The following is a 12478-nucleotide window of genomic DNA, read 5'->3' on the forward strand; positions in this document are numbered from 1 at the left end:
TTATGTACTGACAAATGTTGAATATAGATCTAAGATACGATAAATGTTAATGTGGTTGTTTCATAAATAACTGATTAATATGTTAAGCTTCGAAAAATTTGATGAAATATCGCAAATTGAATACAGAAATGGATTAACTTATGAGTGATGAGACAACTTCACTAAAGCAGAATGATGACTATGGTGCTGCTTCCATCAAAGTTCTCAAAGGTCTTGATGCTGTGCGCAAACGTCCTGGCATGTATATCGGCGATACCGATGATGGTTCAGGTTTACACCACATGGTCTACGAGGTTGTAGATAATGCTATTGACGAAGCTTTAGCCGGTCATGCTACCCTTGTAAATGTCACACTTCATGCTGATGGTTCTTGTTCTGTTCGTGATAATGGACGTGGAATTCCAACAGATATTCATCCGACAGAGGGCATTTCAGCTGCTGAAGTTATCATGACACAACTGCATGCAGGGGGAAAATTTGATCAAAACTCTTACAAAGTTTCTGGTGGATTACACGGTGTTGGTGTCTCTGTTGTTAATGCGCTATCAGTCTGGCTCAAATTGCAAATCAAACGCAACGGCAAAACGCATGAAATGTCGTTTACTCATGGAGTTGCTGACTTTCCGCTAAAAATTGTTGACGATTGTGGCACAGAAAGTGGAACAGAAATCAGATTTTTACCAAGCCCTGAAACGTTTACGATGGTTGAGTTTGATTTTGAAACCTTGGAACGCCGTTTACGAGAACTCGCTTTTTTAAATTCTGGTGTGCATATTCTTCTTGTTGATGAACGTCATGCTGATATTAAATCCGTTACATTACATTATGAAGGTGGATTAATTGAGTTTGTAAAATACATTGACCAAACGAAAAAAACACTGCTTAATCAACCTATTTACATTACAAGTGAAAAGGATGGCATGAGCGTTGATGTTGCTCTATGGTGGAATGATTCTTATCATGAGAAAGTCTTGTGTTTTACCAATAATATTCCTCAACGTGATGGTGGGACCCATTTAGTCGGTTTTCGTAGCGCTTTAACCCGCCAGATTAATGGCTATGCCGAATCTTCAGGTATTGCAAAAAAAGAAAAAGTTAACCTAACCGGTGATGATTGCCGTGAAGGTCTTACCGCTATTCTTTCTGTCAAAGTTCCTGATCCAAAGTTTTCTTCACAAACAAAGGATAAATTAGTCTCTTCTGAAGTACGCCCCATTGTTGAAAATTTGGTCAATGAAGGTCTTTCAGCATGGTTGGAAGAACACCCCAATGAAGCAAAGCTTCTCATTAGTAAAGTCGTAGAAGCTGCAACAGCACGTGAAGCAGCGCGCAAAGCACGTGAACTCACAAGACGAAAAGGGGCTCTTGATATCACTTCTCTTCCAGGAAAGCTTGCCGATTGCCAAGAACGTGATCCGGCAAGATCAGAGATTTTTATTGTCGAAGGAGATTCAGCTGGTGGATCAGCAAAAAGTGGACGCTCACGTCAAAATCAAGCAATTTTGCCCCTACGTGGTAAAATCCTTAATGTTGAGCGAGCACGTTTCGACCGAATGCTCTCATCTGACATGATTGGAACACTTATTACTGCTCTTGGAACATCCATTGGTAAAGATGAGTTTTCACCAGATAAATTGCGTTATCATAAAATCATTATTATGACGGATGCCGATGTTGATGGTGCACATATCCGGACCCTCCTTCTCACCTTCTTCTTTAGACAGATGCCTGAATTGATTGAGCGTGGACATCTTTATATCGCCCAACCACCCCTTTATAAAGTATCGCGCGGAAAGTCCTCTCAATATATTAAGAATGAAACAGCATTTGAAAAATTTCTCATTGATAGTGGACTAGAAGAGGCAACATTAGAATTGTCAACAGGTGAGGTACGTGCAGGTGCTGACTTGCATCAACTTGCTGAAGATGCCTGCATGTTACGTCAACTTTTAAATGGTCTTCATACACGTTATAATCGAACAGTTGTTGAGCAAGCCGCTATTGCGGGTGTTTTTAATTCTGAAGCTCTTTCAACACCAGAAAAAGCGCAAAAAACTGCAGATGCAGTCGCTGATCGTCTTGATTTAATTGCCGATGATGTAGAACGGGGTTGGACTGGTCAATACACATCAGATGGAAGTTTACACTTTGAACGTATTTTACGCGGCGTTAAAGATGTTATTACTCTAGATGCGGGGCTTATAAACTCGGCTGATGCGCGGCAAATTGATCGTGTTTCTAAAAGTTTCACAGACGTTTATAGTCCTCCTCCACTCCTGCACCGCAAAGATAAATCAGAGCGTATTTTTGGACCTATGAGCCTTTTAGAAAGCATTTTTACAAATGGAAAAAAAGGCATTACTCTCCAACGTTATAAAGGTCTTGGAGAAATGAATGCTGAACAGCTCTGGGAGACAACTCTTGATCCGAATGCGCGATCTCTTTTACAAGTTAAAATCAATGATGCAACTGATGCAGATTCACTCTTTTCCCGCCTAATGGGTGATGAAGTTGAGCCTCGGCGGATTTTTATTCAAGACAATGCCTTAAACGTTGCCAATCTTGATATCTAAAGGTGCTCTTTGTGTTTCTGACTCTAAAAGTCATGGTTTTATACGTTGTTTTTTCGTATTTGGATATTCTTTCTGTTCTTCATTTACGATAAAAAATAAGGAAGGTCATGCACATGACATCAGAAACAGAACGCGTAGGAGCCAAAGGTGGTATGGAACATTCCTTTGGCTTTAAAAGAGTTGATGAAGCACAAAAGCAATCCATGGTTGATGATGTGTTTCACTCTGTTGCTGAAAACTATGATAAAATGAATGATATCTTATCATTGGGGCTACATCGTGTGTGGAAAAACTCCATGGTCGCATGGCTCTCTCCGCCAGCGCTTCCTCATTGGAAGGTTCTTGATGTGGCGGGTGGTACGGGTGATATCGCTTTCCGTATTCTGAATGCTTCACGCAAGACAGCTCATGCTACAGTCCTTGATATCAATGGCTCAATGCTCGATGTTGGTAAAAAACGTGCACAAAAAAATGGGCTTGCTCCTTTGATCGATTTTGTAGAAGCAAATGCAGAATATCTACCTTTTGAAGATCAAAGTTTTGACGCCTACACTATTGCTTTTGGCATTCGCAATGTGCCTCATATTGACAAAGCCCTTAAAGAGGCTTTTCGTGTTTTAAAACCGGGAGGGCGTTTTCTATGTTTAGAGTTTTCAAATGTTGAAATGCCTCTACTTGACAAGCTTTATGACCTTTGGTCTTTCCGTGTCATTCCGAAGCTTGGACAAATCATTGCAAATGATGGCGATGCCTATCGTTATTTGGTTGAATCTATTCGCAAATTTCCTAAGCAAAATGACTTTGCCCATATGATTGCTCATGCAGGTTTTTCACGGGTATCATATCGCAATCTCACAGGTGCTATTGCAACACTGCATTCAGGTTGGAAAATTTAAAAATGGTGCAAATTTACACTTACTTTCAATTGATGCGTGCAGGGTGGGTTTTAGCACGTGAAGGAGTTTTGAGTGCTTTGCCGAGTGATAATCTTAAAGGATTTCCAGCATTGTGTCATCGTACTGCGAGTCTGCTCGCCCGACGTAAAACAAAAAAGAAACGACGATCTGAAAATATTTCTTATGCTATCAATAGGCTTGGTCCCTCTTACATAAAACTGGGTCAATTTCTTGCTACCAGACCTGATATTGTTGGACGCGATATTGCACAAGATTTGGCGCAACTACAAGATCGTGTGCAAACATTTTCTTGTGATGCAGCGATCATGCAAATTGAAAGTTCACTTGGCCGTTCTATCAATGATTTATTCGTAAATTTTCACCCCCCCATTGCTGCTGCTTCTATCGCTCAAGTTCATCCTGCTGAATATGATGATGGAACCGGTCATAAAAAAAAATGTGCCGTTAAAGTTATCCGCCCCAATATCAGAACACGTTTTGCGAAAGATCTAAGAGGCTTTTATCTTGTTGCCCATTTACAAGAACAATATATCCCAGCTTCTCGACGGCTGCGCCCTGTTTGTGTGGTTGATACTTTAGCACAAAGTACACGTATTGAAATGGATTTGCGGTTGGAAGCAGCTGCCATATCAGAAATGGCTGAAAATATTCAGTATGATGCAGGCTTTCGAGTTCCCAAAATTGATTGGGAACGAACAGGGCGTAATGTTTTAACAATGGAATGGATCGATGGCATAAGAATATCTGAAACTTCTGCTCTCAAGGAGGCTGGCTTCAATTTGCAAGCGCTCGCAGTTACGCTTATTCAATCTTTTCTTCGTCATACATTGCGTGATGGCTTTTTTCATGCCGATATGCATCCTGGTAATTTATTTGTAGATCCAAAAGGATGTATTGTTGCTGTCGATTTGGGAATTACAGGGCGGCTTGGCAAAAAAGAAAAATACTTCCTTGCTGAAATCCTTTACGGCTTTATTACCCGCGATTACCATCGGGTAGCACGTGCTCATTTTGAAGCAGGGTATGTGCCTCCAAACCATAATATTGAAAGCTTTGCTCAAGCCAATCGTGCTATTGGTGAACCCATTCATGGGCAATCAGCACAAAGTATTTCTATGGCTAAATTACTCACACTGTTGTTTGAAGTCACTGAATTATTTGATATGCAAACACGACCTGAACTTTTATTGCTACAAAAAACGATGGTTGTCGTTGAAGGTGTAGCCCGTACATTGGACCCTCATTTCAATATGTGGAAAGCTTCTGAACCCATCGTCAGAGAATGGATTAGTAAAAACTTAGGACCTGCAGGACTGGCAAAAGACTTTGGTGAAGGAGCACAAGCTCTTCTTTCGTTGGCACGCAAAACACCTCAATTGATACAAAATTTTCAACATATGGAAGAAGGCCTCAATCAAATGAGAGAAACAGGACTTAATCTTTCTCCTGTAACCATTAAAAGACTTGCTCTCGAACAAAGTCATACCAATCGTTATGGTCGTTATAGCCTGTTTATTATAGCGCTTTGCTGCGTTTGTCTCATTTTTTACCTTTTTTATTCTTTATAATCTCCTTAATATGCTATAAAAATAGCAATGATGAGATCATTGCAATCATATTTGGGTATCTTTTATGGCTAGTATTACCATTCGTAACCTCTCTCCTGAAATCAAAGAAGCTTTACGTATACGTGCTGCAAAAAATGGAATTTCTATGGAAGAGGAAGCCCGTCGCCTTTTAAGTAACCCCATCACGACAACCATATCTCCTTCTCAAGTCAGTCCCATTGAAATGCAATCACTGCAATCAAAGTCAATTTTGCTTATTATTGGTGGTAGTATTGCAGCCTATAAATCACTTGACTTAATTCGCCGTTTGCAAGAACGGGGAGCGCATTTGAATATTGTTATGACAAAAGCAGCACAAAAATTTATTACACCTTTAGCAGCTGCATCTCTCAGTGGTCGTACAGTATATAGTGATTTATTTTCTCATGAAGAGGAATATGATATTGGACATATTCGATTAGCACGTCATGCTGATCTCATTATTGTCGCTCCTGCTACCGCCAATCGTATTGCCAAAATAGCCAATGGTATGGGAGATGATCTGGCTGATTGTGTGCTTTTAGCAGCACGTTGTCCACTCTTGATTGCACCTGCTATGAATCCAGCAATGTGGACGCATCCAACGACTGTGCGTAATGTTGCAAAACTACATAAAGACGGCGTCCATATAATAGGACCAGAAATTGGTGAAATGGCAGAACGCGATGAAGCTGGTTATGGGCGCATGAGTGAACCCTTGACCATTGTAGCAGCAATAGAAAACCTTTTAGGCGTGCACCAAAAACCACTTTCTGGGCGCCATTTCATTGTTACTTCTGGCCCAACTCATGAGCCAATAGATCCAGTGCGTTATCTTGCTAACCGCTCTTCAGGCAAGCAAGGACACGCCATTGCAACGGCTCTTGCACATTTGGGTGCTAAGGTGACACTTATTTGTGGACCGGTTCATCTTCATGATCCACAAGAGGTGAAAACAATTCATGTTGAAACAGCACATCAAATGTTACAAGCCGTTCAAACGGCATTGCCTGCTGATGGTGCTGTTTTTGTCGCCGCCGTTTGCGATTGGCGCAGTCAAACGCAATCTTTACACAAGATTAAAAAGAGCAACCATAAAACACCACCATCCTTTCATATGGTCGAAAATGCTGACATTTTAGCAACCATTGGACATGCTTCAAACCGTCCATCGCTAGTGATAGGGTTTGCTGCTGAAACTTCTAACCTTATTGCAAATGCACAAAAAAAGTGTGTCGAAAAAGGTGCAGATTTCATTCTTGCTAATGATATTTCTTTGCATAATGATGGTACAAGTGTTATGGGTGCTGATACAAATCAAGTTTGTCTTGTCAGTAAAGATAATATTGAACAATGGCCACACATGAGTAAACAGCAAGTCGCACAAAGATTGGCAGAGGTTATTGTGTCATTTTTCGATTCTCATCCCCCCTACGCATCGATGAGAAAAAGCTTTATTTCAAGTGAAAAATCTTAACACTCTGTCGAACGGGTCAGACATCAGAAAATATTTAAAACAATAAAAATTAAACTTACATAAAATTATTTATATGATACTTTTGATTGATTAAGCGCCTATCTTTGCACCAAAAGCAATTTTCTGCTCTTAATAAAGGGATATAAATTCCTGTACACTTCAGTTTTTTTATCAAATAACTCAATTGGTGATGTTTCTTGATAGACAAGCATGCTCTTTATTTCATGAGTTATGCAGAAAAATCCTATCATGATTTCTAGAATTCTTAACCTTATTCTAGAAGGTGACAATTTTAATCTAAACTAACTTGCAACCATATTCATTGCTCTCACGTAGAATGCATATGCTGGCCACTGATTTGATGTATTTTATAAATTCTATGAGCACGCCTTGAACTGAAAACTGTTCAAATTCGCACCTCCATATTGTTCTGAGGTAAAAATTAAGATCAGCCCGAAAAAACACTCTACTCATCAATATCTGTGTGTGTATTTTTATCACCTTACTGAAATAAAAGAATTTACGATACTGTGAATAAAAATACCATTTCTTGCCCCTTTACCCCTTATAAACAAAGTTATAAGATCTGTGACAAGAAACATATTTAAAATACTCTCCAAACGGTCTCTTGTTTTCACTGTTTTTTTATTATTTACTTGATTATTATGATTTTTACTGCTGCCTATCGCGCTTTACAACGTCTTATAACACCGCAATATCGTACGATGATCCTAAAATCACTGGGAATTACCTTTGTTTTACTCGTCATGCTATGGTTGGGTGTACGCCAGCTTTTTATGTCCTACTTTTGGCCTTGGATTACGCATTTTCTTCCCGGATTCCCTAGTTGGGCAGGCTGGTTAGGATTTGGTATGCTTATTATTTTTAACCTTGGTTTAGCATTGCTTATGGCTTTTTTGATTGCCCCAATCACCGCTATGGTTGGTGGTTTTTTCATTGATTCTGCTGCTGAAGTTATTGAAAAAGAAGACTACCCAAACGAACCTATTGGACAAGCCCTGCCGTTTGGACGTTCTCTCACTCTCTCTGTGAAATTTGTTCTTTTAAGTCTTCTGGGCAATGGAATCGCTTTTATTCTGTTTTTCGTACCAGCTGTCAATTTAGTTGCCTTTTACGTTGTTAATGGCTATCTGCTCGGTCGTGAATATTTTGTATTTGCTACTTACCGCTTTCGACCTGAACAAGAAGCAAACGATTTTTTACGGACTCATTCCACAACCGTTTTTGGTGCAGGACTGTTGATTGCATTTTTTGTTTCGATTCCTATACTGAATTTAGCAACGCCGCTGTTTGCAGCAGCTTTTATGACACATTTACATAAAATGCTTTCCCAAAAGACTATCGCATACATCACGCAAAAATAACAATGCTTACTTAAAATCCCAAAATCATGAGCAGAAAAATTTATAAAGAAAATTTTGCGTTTTAAATGAACCGTTTCTTTCTTCTTATAAAAATTCTCAAAAACTTGCTCTGTTGATAATACTTCATGAGTATGGTGTGTTGTGTTTATATTTTTTAGGAGATTATATCCTGACTTATTTATAAAGTTTTTTTCTAAGCTATTTGTCTCAAAAACTCATTGAATATTTGTTTTCCATCAAAAGTAAATGGGAATTTACGAACTAGAATAAAGAGTGACTTTTGACCTCAAAATAAAAAAACAAATGATGCTGATTGTTAAAACTTCTGAGAGATTTTCTGTAAGAAACATATTTGATATAAAGAATTAACGTAACATTGAAAAGATAAAAATTAACAAACAATGGAGTTAGAACTATACGTATGAAAGTGAAAATGTTAAATAGGTTTGTTTATTCAACTGGCAAGGCAAGTCTGATCACTTAAGTTCTATATTCTTTCAAAATGTACAAAAGTGTATAATGTTTAAAGAGAGGCTATAAAGATGAACTGGATTACAAATTATGTTCGTCCTAAAATTAACTCTATATTGAGACGTCGTGAAATTCCGGATAATTTGTGGATAAAAGATCCCACAAATGGTGAAATGATTTTCCATAAAGATTTAGAAATAAACCAATATGTGAGCCCCAATTCTGGTTATCATATGCGTATCAGTGCAAAAAATCGTCTTATGCATTTTTTTGATGATGGTGTTTATACACCTCTTGAAAATCCAAAAGTTGTGGTAGATCCTCTAAAGTTTCGTGATGAAAAACGCTATATTGATCGGTTAAAGGATTATCGTTCTAAACTGGGGGTTGATGACAATATTTTAAGTGCACATGGTACTATTGAAGGCTTACCAATTATAGCTACTGTTCAAGATTTCGCCTTTATGGGTGGGTCACTTGGTATGGCTTCAGGGGAAGCTATTATCAAAGCTTTTAACACTGCTATTTCCGAAAAATGTCCTTTGGTTCTTTTTGCTGCTTCTGGAGGGGCACGCATGCAAGAAGGAACACTTTCATTGATGCAAATGCCCCGTACAACCGTAGCCATTGAAATGCTAAAAGAAGCAAAACTTCCCTATATTGTTGTTCTGACGAACCCAACCACGGGTGGTGTTACTGCTTCTTATGCCATGCTCGGCGACATTCATATTGCTGAACCTGGTGCAATGATTGGTTTCGCCGGACCACGTGTTATTCAACAAACCATACGTGAGACTTTACCAGAAGGTTTTCAAAGTAGTGAATATCTGCTCGAACATGGCATGATTGATATGGTTGTATCGCGTTTAGAAATGAAAAAAACCATTGCACGTCTTCTCCGCTTGATGATGAAATACCCTGCAGATATTAATCCCTCTCATCCATCTCCAACAGATTCTCATAAATCGCTTTCCACAACAAAAGCAGCTTAAGTTTATGGTACAAAACCCCGTACAAAGGATCGTTGATGAGTTACTGCAAAACTATCCCAAAAAGTTTGATCTCTCTTTAGAGCGTATTCTTCAGCTTTTAGAGCATCTTGGTAATCCACATTTAAAGCTTGCCCCTGTTATTCATATTGCTGGAACAAATGGTAAAGGATCTGCCTCAGCGATTTGTCGCGCTCTTTTGGAAAGCGCAGGCTACCACGTTCATGTCTATAGCTCACCCCACCTCGTTAACTGGAACGAACGTTGTCGTCTGGCACAAAAAGGAGGCGGTCAACTTGTTACAGAAAACCAATTAGCTGAGACAATCCGTGAAATTATAAAGGTGAATCGTCAAAAACCAATTACTGTTTTTGAAATTTTTACAGCGGCTGCTTTTATGCTGTTTAGTACCCATCCAGCCGATGTCGTCATTTTAGAAGTTGGATTAGGAGGGCGTTTTGATTCTACAAATGTCATTAAAAAACCAGCAGTATCCCTCATTATGCCTATTGATTATGATCATGAAGCTTTTCTTGGAAAAACAATTACAGAAATTGCCTTTCAAAAAGGGGGAATTATAAAATCAAATGTTCCGGTGGTTATTGGGAAACAAGATCATGATGAAACTCTTTCCATTTTAACAACTATTGCAGATAAAAATAAAGCACCTTATTCCTTGTTTGATCAAGACTATCAAAGCTATACAGAGTATGGGCGTATGGTTTTTCAAAACGATCAAGGTCTTATGGACCTTCCACTTCCTAACCTTATTGGAATCCACCAAACTGCAAATGCTGGAGCTTCTATTGAAGCAGTATATCAAGCAGGCTTTCAAATTTCAGAACAAGCCATAAGCCATGCCTTACAAAATATTTATTGGCCAGCACGAATGCAGCATCTTACCCATGGTTACTTGATCGATCAACTCTCTCCCAACATTGATTTATGGTTAGACGGTGGTCATAATCGTGCTGCAGGAAAAGCCGTTGCGGCTGAACTTACTCAATGGAGAAAAAAAACAAATCGCCCTTTTATTATGATTGCCGGAATGCTTAATACAAAAGATGCTGTTGGCTATTTTCGTCCTTTAAAAAACCTCATAGATAAAGTTTATACGATCCCATTAACAAACAGTGCTGCTGGTATGGATTCCAAAATTTTAGCTGAACTTGCTCAAAAAGCAGAACTTTCTGCCACTCCACAGGCGCATTTAAAAGATGCTTTAGATAAAATTAATGCAGAGTATAAAGAGGCTATGGTACTTATTGGCGGTTCTCTTTATCTTGCCGGTGATATTTTACGTGACAATAAAACACCACCATGTTAAAAAATAAGCAGTTTATAAAACTTTGAAAGATAGATTTTGTAATCATGAAACTTGATTATGCGCTGTATCAGCATCCTAAACTTATTACTGTTTTTGGTGGCTCTGGTTTTGTCGGTCGACATGTTGTGGAAACTTTAACCAAACGAGGTTACCGTGTGCGTATTGCTGTTCGCCGTCCACAACAAGCCTATTATATGCTCCAGGTGGGAGAGGTGGGGCAAACTCAGATGTTGGAAACAGATATCAAAAACAGAGCTTCTGTTGCACGTGCATTGCTTGGAGCAGATGCTGCTGTATTTCTTCCCGGCAGTATAGCGCAAGCTCATCAGTCAAATTTTAAAAAGACACAAATTGATGGTGCGAAGAATGTCTCTGAATTAACAGCTAAGGCTGGTATTCCACTTATCTACATGTCTGCTCTTGTCGCTCATGAAAATGCTCCGTTTCTTTATGCGCGCGTTAAAGCTATGAGTGAAAAAATCGTTCAAAACGCACACCCTCAAGCAATTATTATGCGTCCATCTGTTATATTTGGACCGGAAGATTGTTTTTTTAATAGTTTGGCAAACTTATCATGTTTTTTACCGATCGTGCCTCTTTTTGGGGGTGGAAAAGGCAAATTGCAACCTGTATATGTGGGTGATGTTGCTGAGTTTGTTTTACGCGCCTTAGAAGGACAAGCCACCCTTGGAAAAAGTTATGATCTTGGTGGTCCCCAAATTATCACATTGCAGCATGCTCTTGAAAATGTTTTGAAAATTATTCACCGTAAAAAAACAATTTTACCTATGCCTCTTTCTATTGGACTCTTGATTGGTGGTTTTTTAGGTGTTGTTAATAAATTACCTTTTGTGTCAGCATGCGTAACAACCAATCAAATACGCTTTCTGCAAGTGGATAACATTGTTTCTCAAGAAGCTATAAGAAGTGGATATACTTTAGAAGGCGTCGGTATTACTCCAAGAGCAATGTCTGCAATTTTGCCAAGTTATCTCTGGCGATTTCGTCCACAAGGTCAATTTTCTAAAAATTTATTCGTCTAGTTTGCACTTTTTTAAATATGAGATAACAGATTCTATCTTTTATTCTTTTTATAAATGTTAGAGTGTAGAACTAAAGTGATATTTTCTTATTTCAATTCCTCACATTCACAATAAAAGAGGCTTTTTACTTAATATCACACGAAGTATTCATCTGTAGAATACAATCCTTTGAAAATGAGCTCCATATTTTTGTGAGTTTTTTAATGAAAAATTAGAAAAAACCTTTACTGCAAGAACAAATAACATATTGAAAATTAATGGAAATAAGAATGGTTTTTTATTGTTCCTTTATAAATATAAAGATTCTCATGTCTCGTGGATTTTATCTTATACCATTCATAGACGATATTAAAAATATGATTAGAAGCTACGTAAAATGTTTTTTTAACAAATCTATGAATGAGCAATACAATAAGGCGCTATTATGCATAAGCTTTTGTTTTTTTTATCATTCAATCCATTTCGACTCTATAAAAAATCAACATATCGACTTGCAGTAATAAACTCTCATTTTGATCTTAAATAAGAACCTCTGGTAACATCAGATTCTCTTATTCCAAACCTGTTGATCTTCAATCAAATAGAACTATTTGTTTTCCCCTATAAACAGATCTGGGATCTAGTAAAAATACTTGAGAGCGGACTAAAAATGCCTTTTATGAATCATCTCAATGCAAAATCTGTCATAATTCCCCGTAAGCTAGCAAATA

Annotated in this window: 8 protein-coding genes; all 8 read left to right on the plus strand. The window is 38.3% G+C overall.

All coding sequences use genetic code 11. The features are described from left to right. The first annotated feature begins 140 nt into the window (after positions 1-140). The 8 genes from gyrB to ABID23_RS00520 all read left to right on the plus strand — a co-directional run bounded on the left by gyrB (position 141) and on the right by ABID23_RS00520 (position 11768). Entirely contained in the window at positions 141-2573 is a 2433-nt protein-coding gene (gene gyrB / locus ABID23_RS00485; RefSeq protein WP_354188244.1) for a DNA topoisomerase (ATP-hydrolyzing) subunit B, read from the plus strand. Between the two features lie 113 nt (positions 2574-2686). Beyond that, the gene (gene ubiE / locus ABID23_RS00490; RefSeq protein WP_354188246.1) at positions 2687-3469 is read left to right on the plus strand and encodes a bifunctional demethylmenaquinone methyltransferase/2-methoxy-6-polyprenyl-1,4-benzoquinol methylase UbiE; all 783 of its coding nucleotides are present in this window, start codon (positions 2687-2689) and stop codon (positions 3467-3469) included. A 2-nt stretch (positions 3470-3471) separates the two neighbouring features. Next, the gene (ubiB, locus tag ABID23_RS00495) at positions 3472-5058 is read left to right on the plus strand and encodes a 2-polyprenylphenol 6-hydroxylase (RefSeq protein WP_354188248.1); all 1587 of its coding nucleotides are present in this window, start codon (positions 3472-3474) and stop codon (positions 5056-5058) included. A gap of 64 nt (positions 5059-5122) precedes the next feature. After that, positions 5123-6553: a bifunctional phosphopantothenoylcysteine decarboxylase/phosphopantothenate--cysteine ligase CoaBC gene (coaBC, locus tag ABID23_RS00500; RefSeq protein WP_354188250.1), complete on the plus strand. Its 1431-nt coding sequence runs from the start codon at positions 5123-5125 to the stop codon at positions 6551-6553. Between the two features lie 665 nt (positions 6554-7218). Continuing rightward, the gene (locus ABID23_RS00505; protein ID WP_354188252.1) at positions 7219-7938 is read left to right on the plus strand and encodes a sulfate transporter family protein; all 720 of its coding nucleotides are present in this window, start codon (positions 7219-7221) and stop codon (positions 7936-7938) included. Between the two features lie 542 nt (positions 7939-8480). Next, a complete protein-coding gene (gene accD / locus ABID23_RS00510) occupies positions 8481-9401 on the plus strand; it encodes an acetyl-CoA carboxylase, carboxyltransferase subunit beta (protein ID WP_354188254.1) in 921 nt (306 codons plus the stop codon). A gap of 4 nt (positions 9402-9405) precedes the next feature. Then, complete coding sequence (locus tag ABID23_RS00515) at positions 9406-10725, plus strand: bifunctional folylpolyglutamate synthase/dihydrofolate synthase (RefSeq protein ID WP_354188256.1); 1320 nt, start codon at positions 9406-9408, stop codon at positions 10723-10725. A 44-nt stretch (positions 10726-10769) separates the two neighbouring features. Then, a complete protein-coding gene (locus tag ABID23_RS00520; protein WP_354188258.1) occupies positions 10770-11768 on the plus strand; it encodes a complex I NDUFA9 subunit family protein in 999 nt (332 codons plus the stop codon). Positions 11769-12478 lie beyond the last annotated feature (710 nt).

The organism is Bartonella silvatica (assembly GCF_040545155.1).
In the GTDB taxonomy this organism is placed as follows: domain Bacteria; phylum Pseudomonadota; class Alphaproteobacteria; order Rhizobiales; family Rhizobiaceae; genus Bartonella; species Bartonella silvatica.

What these genes read in the sequence shown, in the direction of transcription:
- gyrB (WP_354188244.1), top strand. Translation starts at nt 141, where the DNA reads ATGAGTGATGAGACAACTTCACTAAAGCAGAATGATGACTATGGTGCT.
- ubiE (WP_354188246.1), top strand. Translation starts at nt 2,687, where the DNA reads ATGACATCAGAAACAGAACGCGTAGGAGCCAAAGGTGGTATGGAACAT.
- ubiB (WP_354188248.1), top strand. Translation starts at nt 3,472, where the DNA reads ATGGTGCAAATTTACACTTACTTTCAATTGATGCGTGCAGGGTGGGTT.
- coaBC (WP_354188250.1), top strand. Translation starts at nt 5,123, where the DNA reads ATGGCTAGTATTACCATTCGTAACCTCTCTCCTGAAATCAAAGAAGCT.
- ABID23_RS00505 (WP_354188252.1), top strand. Translation starts at nt 7,219, where the DNA reads ATGATTTTTACTGCTGCCTATCGCGCTTTACAACGTCTTATAACACCG.
- accD (WP_354188254.1), top strand. Translation starts at nt 8,481, where the DNA reads ATGAACTGGATTACAAATTATGTTCGTCCTAAAATTAACTCTATATTG.
- ABID23_RS00515 (WP_354188256.1), top strand. Translation starts at nt 9,406, where the DNA reads ATGGTACAAAACCCCGTACAAAGGATCGTTGATGAGTTACTGCAAAAC.
- ABID23_RS00520 (WP_354188258.1), top strand. Translation starts at nt 10,770, where the DNA reads ATGAAACTTGATTATGCGCTGTATCAGCATCCTAAACTTATTACTGTT.